General features: G+C 69.5%; 24 protein-coding genes. 8 read left to right on the top strand and 16 right to left on the bottom strand.

Annotated elements, in window-relative coordinates:
* Positions 1 to 44 precede the first annotated feature (44 nt).
* Positions 45 to 302 (bottom strand): DUF4031 domain-containing protein, encoded by a 258-nt coding sequence (locus UG56_RS20430; protein WP_045547837.1) that lies wholly within the window; start codon positions 300 to 302, stop codon positions 45 to 47.
* Positions 303 to 378: 76 nt separating this feature from the next.
* Here UG56_RS20430 and UG56_RS20425 point away from each other — a divergent pair, with 76 nt between their 5' ends.
* A complete protein-coding gene (locus UG56_RS20425) occupies positions 379 to 726 on the top strand; it encodes a hypothetical protein (RefSeq protein ID WP_045547851.1) in 348 nt (115 codons plus the stop codon).
* A gap of 18 nt (positions 727 to 744) precedes the next feature.
* Here the strand turns inward: UG56_RS20425 and UG56_RS20420 are convergent, their stop codons facing one another.
* On the bottom strand, positions 745 to 1,458 hold the full coding sequence (locus UG56_RS20420; protein WP_045547836.1) for a GntR family transcriptional regulator: 714 nt from the start codon (positions 1,456 to 1,458) through the stop codon (positions 745 to 747).
* A gap of 147 nt (positions 1,459 to 1,605) precedes the next feature.
* Between UG56_RS20420 and UG56_RS20415 the strand changes: the two genes are divergently transcribed.
* Positions 1,606 to 2,217, top strand: a complete 612-nt coding sequence (locus UG56_RS20415; RefSeq protein ID WP_045547835.1) for an alpha-ketoglutarate-dependent dioxygenase AlkB — start codon at positions 1,606 to 1,608, stop codon at positions 2,215 to 2,217.
* A 7-nt stretch (positions 2,218 to 2,224) separates the two neighbouring features.
* On the opposite strand, the gene UG56_RS20410 is transcribed toward UG56_RS20415, so the two are convergent.
* The 4 genes from UG56_RS20410 to UG56_RS20395 form a co-directional block, all read right to left on the bottom strand.
* Entirely contained in the window at positions 2,225 to 2,827 is a 603-nt protein-coding gene (locus UG56_RS20410; protein WP_045547834.1) for a TetR/AcrR family transcriptional regulator, read from the bottom strand.
* A 49-nt stretch (positions 2,828 to 2,876) separates the two neighbouring features.
* Positions 2,877 to 3,200, bottom strand: a complete 324-nt coding sequence (locus UG56_RS20405; RefSeq protein ID WP_045547833.1) for a nuclear transport factor 2 family protein — start codon at positions 3,198 to 3,200, stop codon at positions 2,877 to 2,879.
* A 73-nt stretch (positions 3,201 to 3,273) separates the two neighbouring features.
* Complete coding sequence (locus tag UG56_RS20400) at positions 3,274 to 4,164, bottom strand: SDR family NAD(P)-dependent oxidoreductase (protein ID WP_045547832.1); 891 nt, start codon at positions 4,162 to 4,164, stop codon at positions 3,274 to 3,276.
* A 32-nt stretch (positions 4,165 to 4,196) separates the two neighbouring features.
* Positions 4,197 to 4,937 carry an SDR family oxidoreductase gene (locus UG56_RS20395; protein ID WP_045547831.1) on the bottom strand — a complete coding sequence of 247 codons (741 nt, stop codon included), beginning with the start codon at positions 4,935 to 4,937 and terminating at the stop codon, positions 4,197 to 4,199.
* A 198-nt stretch (positions 4,938 to 5,135) separates the two neighbouring features.
* Between UG56_RS20395 and UG56_RS20390 the strand changes: the two genes are divergently transcribed.
* From UG56_RS20390 to UG56_RS20365, 6 genes are all read left to right on the top strand, one after another.
* Positions 5,136 to 6,149 carry an AAA family ATPase gene (locus UG56_RS20390; RefSeq protein WP_177191518.1) on the top strand — a complete coding sequence of 338 codons (1,014 nt, stop codon included), beginning with the start codon at positions 5,136 to 5,138 and terminating at the stop codon, positions 6,147 to 6,149.
* Positions 6,150 to 6,163: 14 nt separating this feature from the next.
* Positions 6,164 to 7,051, top strand: coding sequence for a DUF58 domain-containing protein (locus UG56_RS20385; protein ID WP_045547829.1), 888 nt, complete (start codon positions 6,164 to 6,166; stop codon positions 7,049 to 7,051).
* A complete protein-coding gene (locus UG56_RS20380; RefSeq protein WP_045547828.1) occupies positions 7,038 to 7,541 on the top strand; it encodes a hypothetical protein in 504 nt (167 codons plus the stop codon). Before UG56_RS20385 ends, UG56_RS20380 begins: the two co-directional genes overlap by 14 nt.
* Positions 7,532 to 8,614 carry a vWA domain-containing protein gene (locus UG56_RS20375; RefSeq protein ID WP_045547827.1) on the top strand — a complete coding sequence of 361 codons (1,083 nt, stop codon included), beginning with the start codon at positions 7,532 to 7,534 and terminating at the stop codon, positions 8,612 to 8,614. The genes UG56_RS20380 and UG56_RS20375 overlap by 10 nt, the downstream gene beginning before the upstream one ends.
* Positions 8,615 to 8,693: 79 nt before the next feature.
* Positions 8,694 to 9,596, top strand: coding sequence for a vWA domain-containing protein (locus UG56_RS20370; RefSeq protein WP_045547826.1), 903 nt, complete (start codon positions 8,694 to 8,696; stop codon positions 9,594 to 9,596).
* The gene (locus UG56_RS20365; protein ID WP_045547825.1) at positions 9,593 to 10,321 is read left to right on the top strand and encodes a tetratricopeptide repeat protein; all 729 of its coding nucleotides are present in this window, start codon (positions 9,593 to 9,595) and stop codon (positions 10,319 to 10,321) included. Before UG56_RS20370 ends, UG56_RS20365 begins: the two co-directional genes overlap by 4 nt.
* A gap of 368 nt (positions 10,322 to 10,689) precedes the next feature.
* On the opposite strand, the gene UG56_RS28020 is transcribed toward UG56_RS20365, so the two are convergent.
* The 10 genes from UG56_RS28020 to UG56_RS20320 all read right to left on the bottom strand — a co-directional run bounded on the left by UG56_RS28020 (position 10,690) and on the right by UG56_RS20320 (position 22,374).
* A complete protein-coding gene (locus UG56_RS28020; protein ID WP_143055128.1) occupies positions 10,690 to 11,253 on the bottom strand; it encodes a hypothetical protein in 564 nt (187 codons plus the stop codon).
* 193 nt (positions 11,254 to 11,446) lie between these two features.
* Complete coding sequence (locus tag UG56_RS20360) at positions 11,447 to 12,415, bottom strand: AraC family transcriptional regulator (protein ID WP_045547824.1); 969 nt, start codon at positions 12,413 to 12,415, stop codon at positions 11,447 to 11,449.
* Between the two features lie 224 nt (positions 12,416 to 12,639).
* On the bottom strand, positions 12,640 to 14,124 hold the full coding sequence (locus UG56_RS20355) for a flavin-containing monooxygenase (RefSeq protein WP_045547823.1): 1,485 nt from the start codon (positions 14,122 to 14,124) through the stop codon (positions 12,640 to 12,642).
* A gap of 125 nt (positions 14,125 to 14,249) precedes the next feature.
* Positions 14,250 to 14,954 carry an SRPBCC family protein gene (locus UG56_RS20350; RefSeq protein WP_045547822.1) on the bottom strand — a complete coding sequence of 235 codons (705 nt, stop codon included), beginning with the start codon at positions 14,952 to 14,954 and terminating at the stop codon, positions 14,250 to 14,252.
* 3 nt (positions 14,955 to 14,957) lie between these two features.
* Positions 14,958 to 15,812 carry an FAD binding domain-containing protein gene (locus UG56_RS20345; RefSeq protein ID WP_045547821.1) on the bottom strand — a complete coding sequence of 285 codons (855 nt, stop codon included), beginning with the start codon at positions 15,810 to 15,812 and terminating at the stop codon, positions 14,958 to 14,960.
* A complete protein-coding gene (locus UG56_RS20340; RefSeq protein ID WP_045547820.1) occupies positions 15,809 to 18,286 on the bottom strand; it encodes a xanthine dehydrogenase family protein molybdopterin-binding subunit in 2,478 nt (825 codons plus the stop codon). The genes UG56_RS20345 and UG56_RS20340 overlap by 4 nt, the downstream gene beginning before the upstream one ends.
* Positions 18,283 to 18,798 (bottom strand): (2Fe-2S)-binding protein, encoded by a 516-nt coding sequence (locus tag UG56_RS20335; RefSeq protein WP_045547819.1) that lies wholly within the window; start codon positions 18,796 to 18,798, stop codon positions 18,283 to 18,285. The genes UG56_RS20340 and UG56_RS20335 overlap by 4 nt, the downstream gene beginning before the upstream one ends.
* Positions 18,799 to 18,896: 98 nt before the next feature.
* Complete coding sequence (locus tag UG56_RS20330) at positions 18,897 to 20,120, bottom strand: helix-turn-helix domain-containing protein (protein ID WP_045547818.1); 1,224 nt, start codon at positions 20,118 to 20,120, stop codon at positions 18,897 to 18,899.
* Between the two features lie 96 nt (positions 20,121 to 20,216).
* The gene (locus UG56_RS20325; RefSeq protein ID WP_045547817.1) at positions 20,217 to 21,347 is read right to left on the bottom strand and encodes an XdhC family protein; all 1,131 of its coding nucleotides are present in this window, start codon (positions 21,345 to 21,347) and stop codon (positions 20,217 to 20,219) included.
* Positions 21,340 to 22,374, bottom strand: coding sequence for a vWA domain-containing protein (locus UG56_RS20320; RefSeq protein WP_256206792.1), 1,035 nt, complete (start codon positions 22,372 to 22,374; stop codon positions 21,340 to 21,342). The genes UG56_RS20325 and UG56_RS20320 overlap by 8 nt, the downstream gene beginning before the upstream one ends.
* Positions 22,375 to 22,494: the final 120 nt, after the last annotated feature.

Raw genomic sequence — 22,494 nt, 5'->3', positions numbered from 1 at the left:
GGCCGACGTACGTGACGCCTCGGCCGACGCGGGTGAGGCCTGGGCTAGCGGGGTTTGCGGCGGCGTAGGCCCGCGGCCAGGAGAGCGGAGACCAGGGCGCGGGAGGTGACCTCGACGGCACCGGCGGCGACCATGTCGTCGTAGGCCTCGGCAGGGACGTCGTAGTGGTCCCGGTCGAAGCCGCGGGCAGGGATCCCCATCCGGCTCGCGAAGGCGTGCAGCTCCTCGTAGGAGGTGTCGCTGGCCAGGTGCGACCACATCCGGCCGCGACTGGGTACGTTCGGCGGGTCGATGAGGATCACGGGCCATTCTTACCGTGTCGACCCTCGGACGCCACGCTCGAGCCACCTCCTTGACCGGTCGGCAAGAATGGTCGTGATGAACACGACAGTGCTGTTCGAGGCTCGGGCGAGGGTGCTCCATGACCTCGATGCGCGCGGGCTCGCCGGCGCCGCCGCCGTCTCCGCCCTCGAGGACGCGATGACCGAGCGCGGCTGGTGGGTCGAGCAGTGGCCGGAGGGCAAGGCGTACGTCGCGGGCCTGGTCGCCCAGGACGTGCAGGACGTGCTCTTCGACGAGAGCTCCGAGCGCTGGCCGGTGTGCACCATCTGTCCGCCCGAGTCCCCGGTGCACTCGCTCCACATCACCCCCGACCTGGGCGGACCGGACCCGATCTGGGTCTGCGAGGAGAGCGGCGACGTGGTCGCACCGCTCGGCGACCTCTGAGCCGGAGCTCAGCAGAGGTCAGGACGGACCGAGCTGCAGGTGCAGCGCATAGCGGTCGGCACGGTAGACCGAGCGGCACACCTCGACGTAGCGGTCCCCGGCGACCGACTTCCGCTGACGGCGGAGCACCGGCACGCCGACCGAGAGACCGAGGAGGGTGGCCTCCTCGATGTTGGCCACATCGGCACGGAACGTGTCGTCGACCCACGACGGCCGCATCTGCCGGCTGGCCAGCTCGGCGTAGAGGCTGGTCGGTGCGGTGCGGTCCAGCAGACCGGGGACGATCGCCTCGTCGAGATAGACGTCCTCGATGCAGATCGGCACCCCGTCACCGCGGCGCAGTCGCCGCCAGTGGACCACGGCCGCGCCTTCCGTGATGCCGAGCGCACGGGCGATGGTCGGCCCGGCCTTCTCCCGACCGAGGAGCAGCGTCTCGGAGGAGGCCTGCATCCCGCGGCGAGCCATCTCCTCGCTGAACCCGAGCACCGGGCTGGCCGCCCGCGGCGGGCGCGCCACGAAGGTCCCCCGGCCGGGGATCCGGACCAGCAGACCGTCGGCGACGAGCGCGTCGAGCGCCTGCCGCACGGTCGCCCGGGCGACGCTGAACTTCTGCACCAGCTCGCGCTCGGAGGGCGCCGAGGCTCCCGGGCTCTCGCCGACGACCAGCTCCCGGACGTACTCCCGGATCTGGACGTGCTTGAGCGTCCGCTCACCCTCGACCGACCGGACCATGAGCTGAGCGTAGGTCTACGTCTCGCGTACGTCCCGGATTTCGTCAAGTTGTGACATTGCAACGAGATGAGGCAGGCGAAGTGCAACGAAACATCCATGGCCAGATTTCGCTAGAACACATGTTCGATCGAGAGGTATGCTGCCAGGGTGGACTTCCAGGGAACACTCTTCGCACCCACGGACGACGAGACCACCGAGACGACCTACGAGCGGATCCATCTGGACCGCGGCGCCTGGATGGACATCTCCCGAGCCTGGCTGCCTGATCCCGACGACGTCTTCGCGGCACTGGTCAGCGACGTCCCGTGGCGCGAGGAGCGCCGGCAGATGTACGACCGCGTCGTCGACGTACCCCGGCTCCTGCACACCTACGGCCAGGGCGACCCGCTCCCCCACCCGCGGCTCGCCGAGGCCCGGGGCCGCCTGACCGCCCACTACCTGCCCGAGCTGGGCGAGCCGTTCGTGACCGCCGGTTGCTGCTACTACCGCAACGGCCACGACTCGGTCGCCTGGCACGGCGACAGGATCGGCCGGGGCCGCACCGACGACACGATGGTCGCGATCGTCTCCGTCGGCGACCCCCGCCGCCTCGCCCTCCGCCCCCACGGAGGGGGCAAGGGCATGAGCATCGAGATGGGCCACGGCGACCTCGTCGTCATGGGCGGCTCCTGCCAGCGCACCTGGGAGCACGCCATCCCCAAGGTCTCCTCCGCCGGCCCCCGGATCTCGGTCCAGTTCCGGCCCCGCAACGTCTTCTGAGACTCGCTCAGCGAGCTGCGACACCGTCCAGGAGATTGGTGACCAGCGCCGTGGCGAACTCGCGGGTGACGGGCTCGTCGGGGATGAGCAGCCGGTGGTAGACCGATCCCCAGAGCTGGTCGACGAGGACGCGTACGTCGACATCGGTGCGGAGCTGGCCGGCCTCCTGCGCGCGGGTGAGGCGCTCCACGGCCAGGCGACGACGCTCGGCGGAGTAGAGCGCTCGGTAGGAGGCCGCGAGCTCGGGGTCGGTCTGCGCCTCGCCGATCAGCTGGAGCAGCGCCGATCCGCCGGCCGTCTCCGTCATCAGCGCGACGAAGGCATGCAGCTGGCTGAGGAGATCGGCCCGGATGTCGCCGGTGTCGGGGAACGCCAGGGTGTTTTCGACGGCGTGGAAGTAGCCGTCCAGGGCGAGGGCGCCCCGAGACGGCCACCACTTGTAGAGCGTGGTCTTGCTGACGCCCGCAACCCGGGCGACCCGATCGAAGGTGAGGTCAGCGATGCCCTCGGCGAGGAGCAGCTCGCCGGTCGTGCTGAGGATGTCGGCCCGGACCTCGTCGGCGGGCCGACGCCCTCGTCCCCGGCGTGGCGGAACGTCCTCGGCGGTCATGATCCGCCCCCTTCTGATGTCGATCGGTGAGCCAGTGTATGAGGAGTCATCACTCGATCCGGAGTTCAGCGATCAGCCCGTCGCGGAGCTCGAAGGTCATCGGCCCTGTGCCGTTGTAGCCGTTGCCGCTGACCCGCAACGTGACCACCCAGGCTTCCCCGGTGTCCGCGGGCGTCCAGTCGATGACGTCGAAGTGTGCCTGCACGCCGATGTTGTCGGTCTCGTTCCAGGCACGTACGCCGTCGCGGCCACGGAATCTCCGGCCCCAGTCGACGATGAGCGCGTCCTGGGTGAATGCTGCAGCGAAGGCCTCGGAGTCCCCGCGGTTGGTCGCCTCGACGAAGGTCTCGATCGATCTCGGGAGGTTGTTCATGTCTGCTCCATGGAAAGTGGGTCGGTGGTGAGGTGCGGTCGGCAGCGGGATGGCGCTGCCGACCGCACCCGGTTCACCGAGCAATGGTCAGAAGGTCGGCGAGGTCGACACGGGTGAGGAACTCGCGGCGGACACGATCGGCCACGTCAGACACCTCCTCCGAGCCGTCGTTCGCCGGGTCGATGTGGACCCGGAACGGACGCTCACCGGCTGGAAGAGACACGATCCGAGCGATCTCGTCGGAGACCATCGACGCGTCCGCGTCGGCCGGAGCCAGCGCGGCGAGCTTCTCGGCCACCTGGCCCATGAGCCCGGCATAGCGCGTCTCGTACGCGGCCTCGACCGCGGCGTCGGCCGGCCGGCCGGAGTGTGCGAAGTGGTTCGTGCCGCTGGTGAACGAGCCGGGCACGACGATCGACGTCTCCACGCCCCAGCGGGCCAGCTCGCCGGCGTAGGAGACCGCGAGGGAGTCCATGCCCGCCTTGGCGGCAAAGTAGGGGGCCAGATAGGGCGGCGTGCCGCCCTTCACCGAGGAGCTGGACACCCACACCACCAGGCCGGCGCCCCGTGCCCGCATGCCGGGCAGCACGGCCCGGTTCACCCGCTGGGTCGAGAGCACGTTGACGTCGTACAGCTCGGCCAGCTGCTCGGGCGTGAACGCCTCGGTCGGGCCGACGACCATGTGCCCCGCGTTGTGGATGAGGACGTCGATGCGGCCGTTGTCGGCCTCGATCCGGGCGATGGCCGCATCCACCGAGTCCTGGGAGTTGACGTCGAGCTCGATCGCACGGAGATCGACCCCGTGCTCGGTCGAGTAGTCGGCCGCAGCCCGGACCGCCGGGGCGTTGCGGCCCCCGGTCTCGCGCATCCCGGCGTAGACGGTCTGCCCGGTCCGCGCCAGGGCGCGGGCGGTGAGGGCGCCGAAGCCGCTCGAGGCTCCGGTGATGACGACGATCTGATTCATGGCGATGTCCTTCCTGCTGTTCGTCGACCGGCTCAGACCATGCCGCCGTTGGCGTACACGACCTGGCCGTTGATCCACCGGCACGGGCCCGCGAGGAAGGCGACGACCTCGGCGATGTCGTCGGGCGTACCGAGGCGGTGCAGCGGGTTCATGTTGGCCATCCGCTCGATGGTCTCCTCGTCCTTGCCGTCCAGGAACAGCGGCGTGGCGACCGGGCCGGGCGCGACCGCGTTGACGGTGATGTCGCGACCCGCGAGCTCCTTGGCCAGGACCATGGTGAGCGCGTCGACAGCGCCCTTGGACGCGGTGTAGGCGGCGTACCCCGGCAGCGCGACCTTCTTGACCGAGGTCGAGAAGTTGATGACGGCACCGCCGTCGCGGACCTGGTTCGCAGCGAGCTGCGAGACGACGAAGGTGCCGCGGATGTTGGTGCGGTGCATCCGGTCGAGGACGTCCAGGTCCAGCGACGCGATCGGGCTCAGGGCCATGATGCCGGCGGTGTTGACGACGACGTCGATGCCACCGAAGGCCTCGCTGGTGGCCTTGAAGGCCTCGGCCATCGCGACCTCGTCGGCGACGTCGCCGCCGACCGCGATCGCCTGGCCGCCGGCCGCGGCGATCTCCGCGACGAGCTTCTCGGCCCGCTCCGCATTGCCGGCGTAGTGGACGGCGACCGCGAAGCCGTCGCGGGCCAGCCGCTCGACCACAGCGGCGCCGATGCCGCCCGAGCCGCCGGTGACGAGTGCGACACGGGTGTTGTTGGTGGTGGTCATGGTGATCTCCTTCAGGAGTTGATGTGAACGATGCGTCCATATAACCACAGATATGAACGCTCTGTCCACATATGTGGTTCACGTCATCCTCCGAAGGCCCGTCACGGTGCACGGAACCGGCTTTGGAGTGGGCCCCAGATGCGTTCCGTAGGCTGGTAGGAAAGGATGGGACCGACAGCCGATGCCCCTGGAGCCGCCTTGACCACCACCGCACCCACCCTCGCCCCGCCGTCCGCCGAGGAGATCGCCCGGGCGAAGGAGATCGTCGGGCGGGTCAGCACCGCCTTCAGCAGCCGTGTGGTCGGCCAGGAGCGGCTCAGGACAGCGCTGTTGATCGCGCTTCTCTCCGAGGGTCACGTGCTGCTGGAGAGCGTGCCGGGGCTGGCCAAGACGCTGGCCGCGAGCACGCTGAGCCAGACGGTCAAGGCCCAGTTCTCCCGGATCCAGTGCACCCCCGACCTGCTGCCGAGCGACATCATCGGCACCCAGGTCTACGACCAGCGCAACCACGAGTTCGAGACCCAGCTCGGCCCGGTGCACGCCAACTTCGTGCTGCTCGACGAGATCAACCGATCCTCCGCCAAGACCCAGAGCGCCATGCTCGAGGCGATGCAGGAGCGCCAGACGTCGATCGCCGGGCACATCCACCCGCTGCCGCGCCCGTTCATGGTGCTCGCCACGCAGAACCCGATCGAGGAGGAGGGCACCTACGTCCTCCCCCACGCCCAGATGGACCGGTTCCTCCTTAAGGAGATCGTCAACTACCCCAGCGAGGGCGAGGAGCTCGTCGTCCTGGAGCGCATCGAGGCCGGCACGCTCGGCCCCGACCACGAGGAGACCCGCCCGGTCGCCGACCCCGACGACGTGATCTGGCTCCAGGAGCTGACCAAGCGCGTCTACGTCGACCCGGCGATCAAGCGCTACATCGTCGCCCTCGTCCAGGCCACCCGCAACGCCCGCCAACTGCTCGGGCCGGAGACCGGCTCCTACGTCGAGATCGGCGCCTCCCCGCGCGCCTCGATCGCGTTCCTGCAGGCCTCCCGTGCGGCGGCGCTGCTGCTCGGCCGCTCCTACGTCACCCCCGAGGACGTGCGCGAGCTGCGCCACAGCATCCTGCGCCACCGGCTCCACCTCAGCTTCGAGGCGCTGGCCGAGAAGGTCCAGCCCGAGATGCTGGTCGATGCGCTGGTCCGTGCCGTCCCCAGCCCCTGATCCCTCCTGAGCACATGGCGACGTACCTTCCCCGGATCCGCACGCGGCTGATGATCCATGCCCACCGCAAGGTGGTCGGGCTGCTCGACGGGGAGTACGCCAGCCTCCAGACAGGGCGCAGCATGGACTTCCACGACCTGCGGGAGTACGTCCCCGGCGACGACGTGAAGGACATCGACTGGAAGGCGACGGCACGGTCCCGGAGCCTGCTGGTCAAGCGGTTCACCGCCGAGCGCCAGCATCTGGTGCTGCTGGCGATCTCCACGGGCCGGAGCATGGCGGCCCAGGCCACCGGCACCACGACCAAGCGCGACCTGGCGATCTTCACCGCCGGCCTGGTCGGCTGGCTGGGCGTACGCCACGGCGACAAGGTCGCGGTCGCCTACGGCGACTCGGAGACCCAGAAGCTCACCAAGCCCGCCGACACCGAGGTGGCGCTCGAGCGGGCGCTGGGGCAGGCCCACGACGCGATCACCCCCGATGCCGCCGAGGCCGACATCGTCGCGGTCCTGCGTCACATCGCCACCAACGTACGCCGCCGGGCGATCCTGCTCGTCGTCACCGACGAGCACGCGGTCAGCGACGAGATGGCCGCGGTCCTGCGTCGCCTCACCGTCCAGCACGAGGTCCTGGTCGCCGGCATCGACGACCTCGACCCGACCACCGCGGTGGCCGGCGGTGCGCCGACCGTCGACATCGACACCGTCTCCGCCCTGCCGGGCTGGCTCAGCGGCGACGCGGTCCTCCAGGCGCAGTACGCCGAGCTGGCCGCCGCCGAGGAGCAGGGCCTGCGCGGCACCCTGGACCGCCTGGGCATCGCCTACCAGCGGGTCCGCGACGACACCACCGCCATCGGCGCGGTCTTCCACCTCCTGGAGAGGCACCGTCATGCGCGCCGGTAGCGTCCCCGAGGAGTTCCAGCAGCCGATCGCCCACTCGGGCTGGTGGCTGGTGCTCGCGCTCGCGTTCCTCGCCGCGATGGCGCTCTACTACCTCGCGGTCATCCTGCTGACCCGCAAGCGCCGCGAGGTCGTCGAGGTCGAGACCCCCTGGGTGCCGGAGCCCCGTGACCTGCGTGCCGAGCACCTGGCCGAGATCGACCGGATCGAGCGGTCCGTGCACCGCGGTGACGTACCGGCTCGGGTCGGCCACCAGCACCTGAGCCGCACCGTGCGCGACTACGTCGCCGAGGTCAGCCAGATCCCGGCGGACAAGATGGTCCTCGCCGACCTGAAGGCGACCGTACGCAGCGATCCGCGCACCCGCCCGCTGGCGATGGCCGTCGAGGTGATGTATCCGCCCGCCTTCGCCTCCGAGGAGGAGGGGCAGGCGTCCGACCGCTTCCCGGAGGCGCTGAGCCGGGCTCGCCAGGTGGTGACGACATGGACCTGAGATGGCCCGTCCTCGGGATGATCGTGCTGGTCGTGACGGTCGTCGCCGTCGCCGCGATCGTCGTCCTCGCCGCCCGGGTGCACCGCCGCCCGGTCGATGCCGTGCTCGTCGCCCACACCGAGCGGCTCAAGCGGCTCCCCCGGTTCCGTGAGCTCGCGAACCAGCAGCGCTGGCTCTCCTGGTGGCAGACCGCGGGGATCGCGCTCGCCGTGATCGGCTGCATCTGGCTGATCGCCCGCCCGCAGACCACCGACATCACCCAGAACCGCTACTCCACCCGCGACATCGTGCTCTGCCTGGACGCCTCGACCTCGATGTTCGACGAGGACACCCAGGTCACCCAGGCCTACTCCCAGCTCGTCGCCGGCCTCAACGGCGAGCGGGTCAGCCTGGTCCTGTGGAGCGACGCCGCGGTCACCGTCTTCCCGCTCACCGACGACTACGGCTGGGTGCAGGACGAGCTCGCCAGGGCCGGCCGGGCCTTCGCCCTCGGCGACCAGGAGTACGTCGCCGGCACCTACCTGGGCAAGGAACGCGCCTCCCTGATCAGCGACGGGATCGTCTCCTGCGTCAAGCGCTTCGACCTGTCCAACTCCGAGCGCGGCCGGGCGGTCATCGTCGCCTCCGACAACGACCCGCAGGGCGGCCCGCCGGTCTACACGCTGCCCGAGGCCACCGAGTTCGCCAAGAAGCGCGACGTCCAGCTCTTCGGCATCGGCTCCGCCGACCTCAGCTTCCAGGAGGACAAGCGAGCCACCTTCGACAAGGCGATGACCGACACCGGCGGCACCTTCTCGCTGCTCGGTGACGACGGCTCGATCGAGTCCATCCTGGCCGGCATCGACCGGCTCTCCGCCGACGAGGTCGTCGAGCCGCCGAAATACCAGATCCGCGACGCCCCCGGCTGGCCGATCTTCGTGATCGTCGTGGGCGTTCTGATGCTGATCGCCGGCTGGGTCTACGCCCTGGTCCGCTCCGGGCGACTGTCGTTCGGTCCGGGGTCTCGCCCGGCGCCGCCGCCGGCGGCCCCGTGGTCCGAGCAGGTCCGGGCACCGAGCGAGGTGGGCCGATGAGCGAGCGCAAGCGAGCGAACGATCAGGTCATCATGCCGCCGCGTCCGTATTCTTTCCGCTCTGCGACGGAGGCGGCGGCATGAGCGCCTTGGGATGGCAGATCCTCACGCTCGTACGCCGCGTGCTGATCGTCCTGCTCACCGTCGTCGTCCTCGTGCGGCCGACCTGGGGCGCGGCACCGACGGAGATGCGTACGGCCGATCTCGACGTCCTCGTCGTGGTCGACCGGACGCGGTCGATGGTCGCCGAGGACGGACCCAAGGGCGAGGCCCGGATGACGCAGCTCAAGCGGGACCTCAAGGCGCTCTCGGCGGCGCTGCCGTCGGTCCGGTTCGGGGCGATCACCTTCGGTGGCGAGGTGGTCCGCACCGAGATGCCGTTCACCTACGACACCACCGCCTTCAACGCCTGGGTCGACGGGCTCTACGCCGAACGGGCCTTCGACGGCTCCGGCTCGATGGTGGATGCTCCGCGCGAGGAGATGATCGCGGCCCTGGAGCGCGACCAGGAGCGCTTCCCCGAGCGGCGCCGGATCGTGGTCTTCGCCTCCGACGGCGAGAACACCCGCGAGGGCGTCGACCAGCAGTCGTTCGCCGAGATCGACGACCTCTCGGCCGGCGGCGTCGTGCTCGGCTACGGCAGCGAGGAGGGCGGCCGGATGCCCTGGGACGACGAGCGTCCCCAGGACGGCTACCTCAAGGACGGCGAAGGACAGGACGCCCGCTCCCGGATCGACCTCGCCAACCTGCGCGAGATCGCAGGTCAGATGGGTCTTCAGACGATCCACCGCACGACGAAGGAGACCAAGGAGCTCGCCACCGAGGCCTCCACCTGGGACTCCGAGATGCTCACCGAGAAGACCTCCGCCGGCGGCGAGGTGTCGCGCGCCTGGATCTTCGGCTTCCCCCTGCTGGCACTCTTGCTGTGGGAGCTGTGGGGCCATCGCCGCCGCGGGCACGAGGCCGAGGAGGTGCTGTCGTGACCCTCACCGAGACACCCGTCGAGGCCATCGACCGCCCGGTACGCAGCCCTCGCGAGATGGTGCGTCGCGCGCTGCTGCTGGCCGGGATCGTGCCGGTGGTGATCGGGCTCGCCTTCCTGGTGAAGGTGATCCTGATGGACCACCATGACCGCGCCGGCCGGGACGCCTGGGACGTACGCGACGCCGCGTCCGCGATGGAGCACTACTCCGCCAACCGCAACCTCAACATCCTGCAGCCCTGGATCGCCCACTTCGACGCCGGCAACGCCGCCTTCCTGCTCGGCGAGAACGCCCGCGCGGTCGCCTACTACGGCGAGGCGCTGGAGCGGGTGCCCGAGGACCACGAGTGCACCGTACGCATCAACATGTCGCTCACCCAGGAGGCGATCGGCGACCGCGCCCGCGACGCCGGCGACCAGCAGGGCGCGAAGGCCGCCTACGAGGAGGCGCTGGCCACCCTGGAGGAGGGCAACTGCCCCACCGACGCCGGCCAGGGCCCCAAGCAGTCCCAGCAGGGCGAGTCCGTCGAGGAGCGCCTGAAGGAGAAGCTGACCCCGAAGACCCGGATCAAGCCCAACGAGCAGGAGGACCCTCCCGACCAGCCGCAGAACCAGGGCGAGAAGGAGGACAAGCTCGACAAGCGCAACGGCGACGGCGAGAGCTACCGCCGCGACGACGCCGACCTCGACGACTACGGCGGGTTCAGCGACGAGCCCCAGTGGTGACCCTTTACCAGGCGCTAGGACTGATGGCGACTTCCCCAGGGAAATCCCGCCTTCCACAGATCGCAACGCGCAGACTCGCATTGCTCTTCATTTCATTGATCAGCCAGACGGGCGTTCGCCGATGCATTGGCCAATAGAACTCTTTGATCCCCCGCGAGCCACTCCCGACAAATGTGACGAGAAGCAGCAAAGCTAACCTCGTGCGACATCTTCTGTCGGGCTCAATCATCTATCCGCTGCCAGGATGGTCGCCATGCTGGTGATTCCGATCGAGGCAAGCCCGCGTGGCTCGAAGCGACAACCCGTTCGTCGGCCGCTTACCGGCCAAGGAGTGAATGAGTCCGCGTGCCCTGAAGACACAGGGTCTACTACTCGGCATACAGATCCAGGTATATAGACCTGAGAGTGCCGTCGGCACCGTACTTCCCCCAATATGAATATGTGTTTGTCTCTGCGGCAACAAAGCACACGCCGTCTATAACTTCAGACGCATGATCTGTCCATGAAGTCACCCGACTCCACAGCCTCTCGGCGTTCGCCGGGTCACCTTCGAGCCGCTGAAGCCGCCCAACATCTTCACCGGCAAGTATCGCCAGACAACCCGTGTCGATTGAAAGACGTCGATCACGGCCGTCGCTGTCTAGGATCTTCCTCCAATCATCAGGACCCGAGTCGTCTCCAATCAGTACCCCTATCGTAAGAGTCGACCTGTTGCCATCACCTCCTGCATGCGCCACGACCACGACCACTGTTAATGCCCCGGATGCGGCGAGGGAAAAGGAGTCAACGTCATCTAGATCAATAAGTTCGCCGATGTCTTTGAACGCGACGTCCCCGCCTTCGGTCGGAACCGAACCGGGATACTCTCGATCGACTGTCCACCCTTCCAAATCGGGCAGAACTGTTGCCCCGAGCGCAATACTTGGATGCATTGTCGAACGACCCCTTCCGCGAATAGAACTGGCCAGCACGAACAATATGTCAGTGCGCCCCGGGAGACCTCGGCCGAGTCGGGCCATTACAAGGGGCGTATCTCACTTTGCGCCCTGCGTCAGGATCTCGCAACGATCGCACCGGCTGGGCAGATCCCGGCCTTAATTCGCATGATCAGCCGCGCCGCATGACTCAGCGCATGAGCGTCTGCGAGGGGAGCTCCTGGAACTGCGCCCGGTACGCCTGGGAGAACCGGCCGAGGTGGAAGAAGCCCCACCGGGCGGCGATGGCGGTGACCGAGGTGGCGGTGGCGTCGGCCGCGAGCAGGTCGGAGTGGGCGCGGTCGAGGCGGGTGCGTCGCCAGTACTCCAGCGGGGTGGTGTCGAGGTCGCGCTGGAACGCCTCCTGCAGCGTGCGGGTGGAGACGCCGACCTGCTGAGCCAGGTCGGCGACCTTCCAGGGGCGCTCGGGGTGCGCCTCGAGGAGGTCCACGGCCATGCGTACGGCACGGGAGATCGTGGGAGATGAGCTCTCGGTGACGAGGGTCAGAGACGTGTTGGCCTGGATCGTCAGCAGGCCCCCGATGAGCGCCTGCTCGTAGGGCGCGGCGACCAGCGGAGAGCTCATCAAGGAGCCACCGGCCTCGACGTTGTCGTAGGCCAGCCGCACCATCTTCAGCCAGTCGCGCACCTCGGGGCGGGCGAGGTCGAGGGTGGGGTCGAAGACCACCGGGCCGGAGCCGCCGATGCCGGCGGCCGCCTCCTCGACGGCGCTGCGCCGGATGTAGACCTGCAGCTTCTCGCAGCCGTCGGACCAGAGCATGTCGACCGGCTCGGTCGGTGAGCCGATCGAGGCGCGGGTGCGGTCGGCGAGGACGACGTGCTCCCCCACCTTGACCTTGGCGCTGCCGGCCAGCGGCAGCTGGATCAGGTAGAAGTCGTCGAAGGTGCCCGGGGTGATCCGCACCTCGTCGCCGTAGCGCATGTAGTTGAGCATCACGTCCTCGCCCAGAGGCGCGGCGTTGTGCACCATGTCGAGCTGCGAGCCAGCCTTCGTCAGGGCCAGGTAGTGGGCGCAGAAACGTTCCGCCACGGCTTCGCGAGCCTGGTCCACGTCGGTGGTGGCGACAACGGTGTGGCGGCTCAGCAGGGGACGGGGCAAGGCAGGCTCCTGGACCGTGGCTCGATTGACCGAAGAGCGTAGCGGAGCCGGCGCCGTGTCGACGCGAACACGGCGCAATCACTGTCTAAGGTCCCGGCCGGCGGGGTAGTCCGGTAGCGAGCTGCCCATATACCGGCGAGTAATAGGCAGTTCGCTACCGGACTACCCCGACAACCACCCGAAACGAGATGCCGGTCCCACCCTGACACCGGCATCTCGCCGGACTAGCTCTTCGTCGCTGCCAGCTTCGCCACGAGCCTGGGGGTGACGGAGGCGTACGCCTTCGGGTTGATCGGCAGCAGCCACTGCACGGCCTTGGTCAGCCTGCCGACGTCGAGCCCGACGTCCCCGAGGACCTCGTCGATGTTGTGCATCGAGAACGGGATGATGTTGGTGCCGCGGGCGTGGTGGCCGTCGGTGCGCTCCCTCATCCAGGCGAGCCGCGCCGTCACATGAGCCTCCATCTCCTCCGTCGACGGGACCTCGTGGCCGCCACCGAGGTGGGAGCCGATCCAGACGGCGCTCATCTCGGCCGAGAGGGGCGAGAAGAACGAGGAGTTGTAGCCGGCGAAGGTCAGGTCCTTCACGGTCAGCGGGAGGATCTGGCGGTAGAGCTGGTAGTCGCCGTTGTCGTCGGTGAGCTGGTCCTGGATCTCCTCGGAGAAGAACGGGAGCTCCTGCTTGAAGCCGGTCGCAGTCACCACCACGTCGGCAGGCACCGCGCGGCCGTTGGCGAGCTCGGCGTACGGCTTGCCGTCCTTGGTCACGAAGGCGGCGATCTCGGTGTCGCGCTCGACAGCGATGTCGCCGGCCTCGACGCCCTCGAAGAAGCCCTCGGTCGCCAGCGAGACGGTCGAACGGGCGATGTCGGTGAACTGGCCCTTCGGGATCAGCCCGAGCTTCTTCAGCTTGAGCTGGCTGGTGGTGACCGACTCGACGCTGCCGACCATCGAGCCCGCCATCTTCGAGCCGCCCGCGTGCAGGAGCTTCTCCGGTCCGCGCACGGTCTGGTAGGGGAACAGCCCCTCCCCCATCCGGGTCAGCAGCAGCACCTTGTAGTTGAGGACACCCTTGATCTTGCGGGGCATCTTCCACAGCAGCTGGCGCGCGACCACGGTGGTCGAGGCCGCCTCCTTGGCGATCTCGACGGCCACGTCGCAGGCCGACTTGCCGTAGCCGACGACCACGACGTCCTTGCCCTTGACGGTCTCCAGGTCGTGCAGCTCGCTCGCGGCGAGGATCGTGCCGCCGGCGGCCTTCAGCTCGTCGACCCCGTCGTACACAGGGGCGAACGGCTCCGAGAAGACGCCGCTGGCCACGGTCAGATGGTCGTAGTGCTCGGTCGTCTCGCCGTCAGCCCCCGCCACGGAGATGTCCCAGCCGCCCCCTCCAGCCGGCTGGGCGCTCCGCACCTCGGTGGAGAGCCTGATCATCGGGGCGAGCTCGAACTTCTCGACGTACATCTCGAGGTAGCTCTGCACCTGCTCGCCGCTGAGCCACTCGGGGAACACCTTGGGCATCCTCAGGTCCGAGAGCGTGTAGGAGTCCTTGTTGTTCTGCGTCGTCAGGCCCGGGTAACGACGGGTCCGGCTCCAGACGCCGCCGACATCCGGGGCCTTCTCGTAGACGGTGACCTCATGACCGAGCTCGGTGAGCACCTTGGCCGACGCAATTCCTGCGAACCCGGCACCGATGACCGCGATCTTCACTTTTCTGTTTCCTCTCGCAGCGGGGTCTGCGTAAGCAAAACGCTAGAGAGGTCGAACAGCGCTCCGCTATCCACGTTGCGCGAGAGGTATCCGGTTTGCGCGACGGATTGCCGCGCACACCGGTCTCAGCCCCGCAGGAGCTTGTAGACGATCACCACCGCCGCGATCACGGCCACCCCGATGGCGATCTTCTTGCCGTAGTTCTTGATCAGCACCGGCAGGACCGTGGCGCCCAGGTCGATGGCCTCGGCCTGCTTGGGCGCCGCGTGCTTCGGCGCCTGCGGCGCCGCCGCTGCGGCTGTCGACGGGGCAGGCGCCGATGGTTCCGAGGTCACGTCGCCCACAGGCTCCGCCGCAACCGGTTCCTGCGGGGTCTCCGGGGCGGCAGCCGGGGCCGACTTGGACTCCAGGCACGCGACGAACTGACCGAGCAGCTTGTCGGAGACGTCCTGCATGACCCCGCGGCCGAACTGGGCGGGCTTGCCGGTGACGGCGAGGTCGGTGACGATCTCGACCTTCGTGCCGGTGCCCTCCGGGGCCATCGTCAGGGTCGCGTTGGCACCGGCGGTGCCGTTGCCCCGCTTGTCGCGCCCCTTGGCCTCGACGACCAGCCGGCGGGCGGCCTCGTCCTTCTCGACGAAGGTCCCGGAGCCGGCGTAGACCATGGCGATCGGGCCGAGCTTGACCTTCACCGTGCCGGTGAAGGTGTCGCCCTCGGCCGAGGTGACCTGGGCTCCCGGGAAGCATTCGGCGAGCGAGCCGATGTCCAGGAAGCTGTCCCAGGTCTCCTCGACCGAGGTCGGAACCGTGAACTGGTGCGTCAGATCCACGCCTCAGCCTCCGAGCGCCTTGGTGATGGCCCGTCGGGTGAGCACCGTGACCAGGTGGCGCCGGTAGTCGGCGTCGCCGTTGAGGTCGGAGGGCGGCTCGGCGCCGTCCGCGGCCAGGGCCGCAGCGTTGCGTACGACCTCCTCGGTGGCCTGCTGGCCGATCAGCGCCTGCTCGACGCCAGCGGCACGCAGCGGGGTCGCGCCCATGTTGGTGAGACCGATCGCAGCGCCCTCGATCACGCCGCCGGAGACCTTGAGGGTCGCGCCGACCGCGCAGATCGGCCACTGGTGGGCGACCCGGACGAACTTCTCGTAGTGGGCCAACCATCCGGTGTGCTTCGGGATGCGTACGCCGACGAGCAGCTCGTCCTCGGAGACCGCCGTCTCGAAGAGTCCCTGGAAGAACTCCGATCCCGGGACCACCCGCTCCCCGGCCGGCCCGGCGATGACGAACTCGGCGTCCAGGGCCAGGGCCGGGGCTCCGAGATCGCCCGCCGGGTCGGCGTGGGCGAGCGCGCCACCGAAGGTGCCGCGGTGGCGTACCTGCTCGTCGGCGACCGTCGCCGTGGCACGAGCGACCAGGGCCGCGTGCTCGGCGACCAGAGGATCGGTCGCGACGTCGCAGTGGCGCGTCATGGCGCCGACGAGGATCGAGTCGCCCTCGTCTCGCACGCCCTTGAGGGAGTCGATGCGACCGAGGTCGATGACCCACTCGGGGGCGTTGAGGCGCATCCTCAGCACCGGCAGCAGGCTCTGTCCGCCGGCGATGATCTTGGCCTCGTCGCCATACTGCGCGAGGGCGGCCAGTGCCTCCTCGACCGTGGTCGGGGCGACGTAGTCGAACGATGCGGGAATCACTGGACGTCTCCTTCCGTGCGGTCGACGTTCCCGGACATGCCCGTCGACTGATCGAAGTGCGCGGCGGCCGCACCGGTGGTCTCGCCACCGGCCGAGCCTTCGTTGATGGCCCGCCACACCCGTTCCGGTGTGCAGGGCATGGTCACGTCGTGCACGCCCAGCGGGCGCAGCGCGTCGACGACGGCGTTGACCACGGCCGGGGTGGAGGCGATCGTGCCGGCCTCACCGACGCCCTTGGTGCCGAGCGTGTTGGTCGTCGCCGGCGAGGTGGTGTGGTCGATCTCGAAGCTGATCGTGTCGGCGGCCGTCGGGAGCAGGTAGTCGACGAAGGACCCGGCGACCAGCGTGCCGGCTTCGTCGTAGACGGCGTCCTCCCACAGCGCCTGGGCGATGCCCTGGACGAGTCCACCGTGCACCTGACCTGCGACGATGAGCGGGTTGATGATGTTGCCGATGTCGTCGCAGCAGACGTACTTCCGCATCTTCACCTGCCCCGTCTCGGTGTCGACCTCCATCGCGCACAGGTGGGTGCCGTGCGGGAAGTTGAAGTTCTCCGGGTCGAAGGTGGCCTCCGAGTCGAGGTTGGCCTCGACCCCGTCGGGCAGGTTGTGGGCGGCGAAGACCGCCGTGGACAGCTCGCCGATGGACATGCCCTGGTCGGTGCCGCGCACCGTCCACCTGCCACCGGTGAACTCCAGGTCGTCGACGCTCGCCTCGAGCAGGTGGGCCGCGATCGGCTTGGCCTTCTCGAGCACCTTGTCGGCGGCCCGGACGAGCGCCTCGCCACCCACGACCAGGCTTCTGGAGCCGTAGGTGTCATAGCCCTTGGCCGCGATCTGGGTGTCGCCGTGGAGCACCTCGACGTCCTCGAAAGGTACGCCGAGACGGTCCGCCACGATCTGGCTGAACGCGGTCTCGTGGCCCTGCCCGTGAGCGCTGGCCCCGGTGATGACCTCGACCTTGCCGGTCGGCGTGAGCCGCACCTGGGCGTGCTCCCAGCCACCGGCGCCGTAGTCGAGGCTGCCGAGCACCCGGGACGGAGCCAGGCCGCACATCTCGGTGAAGGTCGAGATGCCGATGCCGAGCTGGACGGGGTCGTTGTTGGCGCGCCGCTCGGCCTGCTCGCGACGGAGCTCGTCGTAGCCGAACAGCTCCTTCGCCTTGGCGGTCGCGGCCTCGTAGTTGCCGGAGTCGTAGGTCAGACCGGCGATGGTCGTGAAGGGGAACTCCTCGTGCTTGATCCAGTTCTTCTCCCGGATCGCGAGCGGGTCGACCCCGACCTCGGCGGCCAGCTCGTCCATCAGCCGCTCGATGGCGTACGTCGCCTCCGGCCGCCCCGCGCCGCGGTAGGCGTCGGTCCAGGTGGTGTTGGTGAACACCGTCTGGCAGTTGAACTGGTAGGCCGGGAACTTGTAGATCGCGTTGAACATGAACGCGCCGAGCACCGGGACACCGCCGCCGACGATGGCGACGTAGGCGCCCAGGTTGGCGTCGAGCTCGACCTTGAGCCCGGTGACCTGACCGTCCTTGGTGGCCGAGAGGGTCAGCTTCTGGATCTGGTCCCGCCCGTGGTGAGCGGAAAGCAGCGACTCCGAGCGGGTCTCGGTGTACTTCACCGGCTTGCCGAGCCGTCGGGCCAGCGCGAAGACGATCATCTCCTCGGGCGTCTGCTGGAGCTTGCCGCCGAAGCCACCGCCGACGTCGGGGGCGATCACCCGGATCTTCGACTCGGGCACCCCGGTGGTCGCGGCGAACGCGAACCGCAGGATGTGCGGGATCTGGGTGGCGCTCCAGACGGTGATCTGCTCGCCGGTCGGGTCGCACACGACGCTGCGCGGCTCCATGAAGGCCGGGATCAGGCGCTGCTGGCGGTAGGTCCGCTCGAGGACGATCCCGTCGGTGCGGGCCGCCGAGATCGCCTCGTCGACGCTGCCGCCGGTGCCGGCCTGCGCGCTGTCGAAGACCCACAGCGCGGACTTGTTGGTGCCGAGGTCGGGGTGGGCGAGCACCTCGTCCTTGACCGCCTCCTCGAGGGAGACGACCGCGGGAAGCTCCTCGTAGTCGACCTCGACCATCTCGGCGGCGTCCCGGGCGGCGGCCGCGGAGCGGGCGGCCACGACCGCGACGATCTCACCGGCGAAGGCGACCCGGTCGGAGGCGATCGGCGGGTGGGCCGGCGTCTTCTGGTCGGGCGTGATCGGCCAGGCGTTGATGCAGACGCCGAGCGTCTCGTCGAAGTCCTTGGCGGCCAGCACGGTCACCACGCCCTCGGACTCCTCCGCGGCGCTGGTGTCGATGCCCGTGATGCGGGCGTGAGCGAAGGGGCTGCGCACCATCGCCAGGTGCAGCATCCCGGGCAGGTTGATGTTGTCGGTCCAGCGAGTCCGACCGGTGATCAGGCGCGCGTCCTCCTTGCGGCGCCGGTCACGGCCGATCTCGTTGGTCTGCTCCGGACGAGCCTCGACGGCAGTCACAGCGCGTCCACCTCCTCGGTCGCGCCGCGCGGGCTGGCGGCGGTGGCGAGGTGGCCGCTGGCGTACTGCACCGCGCGGACGATGTTGTGGTAGCCCGTGCAGCGGCACAGGTTCCCCTCGATGCCCTCACGGATCTCGTCCTCGCTGGGCTGCGGGTTGCGCTTGAGCAGGTCGACGGACTGCATGATCATGCCGGGCGTACAGAACCCGCACTGCAGGCCATGACACTCGCGGAACGCCTCCTGGACGGGGTGGAGGTCGCCCTCGACCGTGTCGGCGAGGCCCTCGATCGTGGTCACCTCGCACCCGTCGGCCTGCACCGCGAGCACGTTGCACGACTTCACCGAGTCGCCGTCGAGATGGACCGTGCAGGCTCCGCAGTTGCTGGTGTCGCAACCGATCACCGTGCCGGTCTTGCCGAGTCCTTCGCGCAGATACTGCACGAGCAGTGTCCGCGGTTCGACGTCGTCGGTGACCTTCATACCGTCGACGCGCATGCTGATCCGGGCCATGTTGTCTCCCTGCCAGACGTCACTGTGTGGGCCAGATCACAGTAGGACGCGCAGGGTTGGGCCCCGGTTGGCTGGCGCTGCCGGTTACCTCTTCTTGGTCAGTGGCTGGCGGCCAAACGTGCCCTGAGCAGGGGCAACGCAGGGTGGGCGCTCCCGCCGAGGCGGCGCAGACAGACGTCGACGACCTCGGTGTCATAGGGAGCCAGCTCGCTGTAGCGCAGCACCGCGTCCGGCTGCGGGTCGGCGATCAGCGCCTCGCGCAGGGCGACCGCGACGTACTCGGCCATCTCGGCCAGCGCCGGGCTGTTGGTGCCGGGCAGGAGATCACCGCCGTACGACTCCACCGCAGCAGCCACCCGGCCGTGCCGGATCAGGGTGAGGACCTGGTCGACATCGGTCGCGACCGGCATCAGCAGGCGGTAGGGCCTGGACGCGACCTGGCCGCCGAGGGCGTGGCGCAGATGGGAGACCTCGGCCTTCAGCGTCGAGAAGGTGACCGCCTGGTCGCCGTAGACCATCGCGTGCAGCCGCTCCAGCGAGAGACCTTCGGGGTGGAGCGCGAGCAGGGCGAGGATCTCGGTCTGGCGGCGGTTGAGCAGCAGCCGCTGCCCGTCGAGCCAGGTCTCCGCGGTGCCGAGCAGCGTCAGCAGCAGGCCGGGCTGCTCGATCGCGTCGTCCTCCCGCGGGGTCGGGATCTTCGGCAGCGCCCCCTCGATGAGGCGGGCCATCACCCGGGCGGTGGCCATCCCGATCGGGTGGGTGCGGTCCCAGGTCGTGGAGAGGTCGAGGACGCCGAGGTGCGTGCCGGTGACCGGGTCGTGGAGCGGCGCCGCCCAGCAGACCCAGTTGTGCACGACTTCCGCGTAGTGCTCGGGGCCGAAGACCATCGAGGGCGAGTTGGTGCGGTTGGCGAGGTCGAGCGCGTTGGTGCCGGCGCTCTGGTCGTCCCAGCGGCCGCCCGGCACGAAGTTGACCGACTCCGCCTTGTGGCGCATCACCCGGCCGCCGTACGTCCACAGCACCCGCGTGTCCGGGTCGGTGACCGCGATGACCAGGTCACCGTCGTCGGCGGTGCACCGCAGCTCCTCCTCGACCCGCTCGACGGCCACCTGGAGCGGCGATCCCCGCCACATCTCCCGGGTCTCGTCCTCGTCGGCCAGCGGCGCCTCACGTACGTCAGGCTTGATGGCCGTCGCCGAACGCGTCCAGCTCGACAGGATCTCCGGCCGGACGAAGTCCTCGGCCGCGTCGCCGCTCTCCACGAAGGCGGTCCAGGCCCGCGCCGCGCTGATGCGGCGCTCCTGAAGATCGCTACGAACCATCACTCCCCCTTCGGAGTCCGGCCCTTGAGGCTCGGTCCTGCCAAGGTAGCACCCTGTGACGTGCCTCACGATCCCCTCAGTGGTACCTGATGGGCGTCAGCGGTATTCCACGTCCTGATGGATCCGGCCGTGGGTCACGGCGAGGCGCTCACCGGAGCCGCCCCAGCGGCCGGCGATGATCTCGGCGGCGATGGAGATGGCGGTCTCCTCCGGCGTACGGGCGCCGAGGTCGAGGCCGATCGGGCTGCTCAGGCGGGCGATCTCCTCCTCGGTGAGACCTGCTTCCCGAAGACGCGCGAGGCGGTCGTCGTGGGTGCGGCGCGAGCCCATCGCGCCGACGTAGGCGATGTCGGGGAGGCGGAGGGCGACCTCGAGGAGAGGTACGTCGAACTTCGGGTCGTGGGTGAGGACGGTGATCACGGTGCGCTGGTCGATGCGGCCGGCCTCGACCTCCTGGGTCAGGAAACGGTGGGGCCAGTCGACGACGACCTCGTCGGCCGAGGGGAAGCGGGAGTTGGTGGCGAAGACCGGGCGGGCGTCGCAGACGGTGACGTGGTAGCCGAGGAAGGCGCCGACGCGGGCCACCGCGGCGGCGAAGTCGATGGCGCCGAAGACGAGCATCCGGGGCTTGGGCGCGAAGGACCAGACGAAGACCCGCATGCCCTCGCCGCGGCGCTCGCCGTCGATGCCGTAGCTCAGCGTCTGGTTGGTGCCGTGGGCCAGGAGCCCGAGGGCGTCGTCGTGGACGGCGTCGTCCATGCGGGAGCTCCCCAGGGAGCCCTTGACCCCTTCGGGGCGGATGAGGACGCGGCGCCCGAGGATCTCGGGGTCGGGGTGCTCGATGACGGTCGCCAGGGCGACCGGGCTGCCGCTGCGTACGTCCTCGGCGAGCTCGCCGAGCTCGGGGAAGGTCTCCTTCGACACCTTCTCGACGAAGACGTCGAGGATGCCGCCGCAGGTCAGGCCCACCGCGAACGCGTCGTCGTCGGAGACGCCGTAGCGGTTGAGCTCCGGGACGCCGGAGGCGGCGACCTCACGGGCGACCTCGTAGACGGCGCCCTCGACACAGCCTCCGGAGACCGAGCCGACCGCGGCGTCGTCGGGGCCGACGAGCATCGAGGCCCCCGGCGGCCTGGGTGCCGACTGGAACGTCGCCACCACGGTGGCCACCGCCACGGTCTCGCCTGCGTCCCACCACTTCATCAGATCGTCGAGCACGTCACGCACGAGCGATCACCTCCACCAGATCTTCGTACGTCGCCAGGGAATGTCCGGCGACGAAGTCGTCCACGTGCGGAAGCACCGCGACGATGCCTCGCTGCAGCGGCTCATATCCAACCTTGCCACGGTGTGGGTTGACCCACACCACGCGATGGGCGAGGCGGTGCAGCCTCGCCGTCTGCTCCTCGAGGAGCGCGGGGTCGCCGCGCTCCCAGCCGTCGCTCGCGATGACCACCACCGCGCCTCGGGCCAGTCCTTGATATCTCTGCAGGAAGGCCTGCAGGTTGTCGCCCAGCCGGGTCCCACCCGACCAGTCGGGCACCGTCTCGCCGGCGGCGACGAGCGCGCGGTCGGGATCGCGGTGGCGCAGCGCGCGGGTGACGTTCGTCAGGCGGGTGCCCATGGTGAAGACCGTGTTGGCCGGGCTCGTCGAGCTCACCCGGTGGGCGACCCGCAGCAGCACGTCGGCGTAGGAGCTCATCGACCCGGACACGTCGATCAGCCACACGACGCGGCGCGGCCGCTCGCCGCGCCTGCGGTAGTGGATCCCGGCCGGCTCGCCGAGGTGGCGCAGGCTGGCCCGAAGGGTGCGGTGGGCGTCGACTCGCCCGCGCCGCCACTGATCCTGTCGCGGCGTCCTCCGCCGCGGCCCTCGGGGCCGGAGCCGGGCGATCAGCGCGGCCACCCGCTCCTGCTCGGCCGGGTCGAGGTCGGCGACGTCGCGGTGGCGCAGGGTCTCGAGCTCGCTGGCCTGCGCCCGGATGACGTCGCCTTCACCCTCCGCCGTGCCGTCGCCGTCGTGCGGCTCGGTCTCGGGAAGGCTGGAGGTGACCGAGACCGTACGCGGCGGCCCCTGCGGCCCCGGCAGCGCGGCCGTCGACCCGAACCAGGCCTCGAAGACCTGGTCGTAGCGGCGCAGGTCGTCCGGGCCGGCGCACAGCGTCGCCCGGCCGGCCGTGTAGGTAGCGGCCGGGTCGCCGGCGCCGACGATCGCGGTCGCCTGCAGGAAGCCGTGGGCGCGGTCCTGGGTCACCTGCACCCCGGCGGCTCGGAGGGCTCGGGTGAAGCCGAGGAAGATCGCCGTTGGAATACCCGGTTCACCGGGTATTCCTGCACTTCTCTGGCGTTGCATTGCCTGAGAAGTGCCAGTTTT

This window comes from Nocardioides luteus (genome assembly GCF_000960475.2).
GTDB lineage: Bacteria > Actinomycetota > Actinomycetes > Propionibacteriales > Nocardioidaceae > Nocardioides > Nocardioides luteus_A.
The sequence above is the reverse complement of the archived record's forward strand: the minus strand, read 5'-3'. Positions and strand labels throughout refer to the sequence as shown.

Coding starts and splice junctions, on each gene's coding strand:
- UG56_RS20380 (WP_045547828.1), top strand. CDS start 7,038: ATGCGCGCCGGTAGCGTCCCCGAGGAGTTCCAGCAGCCGATCGCCCAC.
- UG56_RS20330 (WP_045547818.1), bottom strand. CDS start 20,120: ATGGTTCGTAGCGATCTTCAGGAGCGCCGCATCAGCGCGGCGCGGGCC.
- UG56_RS20395 (WP_045547831.1), bottom strand. CDS start 4,937: ATGACCACCACCAACAACACCCGTGTCGCACTCGTCACCGGCGGCTCG.
- UG56_RS20420 (WP_045547836.1), bottom strand. CDS start 1,458: ATGGTCCGGTCGGTCGAGGGTGAGCGGACGCTCAAGCACGTCCAGATC.
- UG56_RS20375 (WP_045547827.1), top strand. CDS start 7,532: ATGGACCTGAGATGGCCCGTCCTCGGGATGATCGTGCTGGTCGTGACG.
- UG56_RS20405 (WP_045547833.1), bottom strand. CDS start 3,200: ATGAACAACCTCCCGAGATCGATCGAGACCTTCGTCGAGGCGACCAAC.
- UG56_RS20400 (WP_045547832.1), bottom strand. CDS start 4,164: ATGAATCAGATCGTCGTCATCACCGGAGCCTCGAGCGGCTTCGGCGCC.
- UG56_RS20385 (WP_045547829.1), top strand. CDS start 6,164: ATGGCGACGTACCTTCCCCGGATCCGCACGCGGCTGATGATCCATGCC.
- UG56_RS28020 (WP_143055128.1), bottom strand. CDS start 11,253: ATGCATCCAAGTATTGCGCTCGGGGCAACAGTTCTGCCCGATTTGGAA.
- UG56_RS20425 (WP_045547851.1), top strand. CDS start 379: ATGAACACGACAGTGCTGTTCGAGGCTCGGGCGAGGGTGCTCCATGAC.
- UG56_RS20410 (WP_045547834.1), bottom strand. CDS start 2,827: ATGACCGCCGAGGACGTTCCGCCACGCCGGGGACGAGGGCGTCGGCCC.
- UG56_RS20370 (WP_045547826.1), top strand. CDS start 8,694: ATGAGCGCCTTGGGATGGCAGATCCTCACGCTCGTACGCCGCGTGCTG.
- UG56_RS20335 (WP_045547819.1), bottom strand. CDS start 18,798: ATGGCCCGGATCAGCATGCGCGTCGACGGTATGAAGGTCACCGACGAC.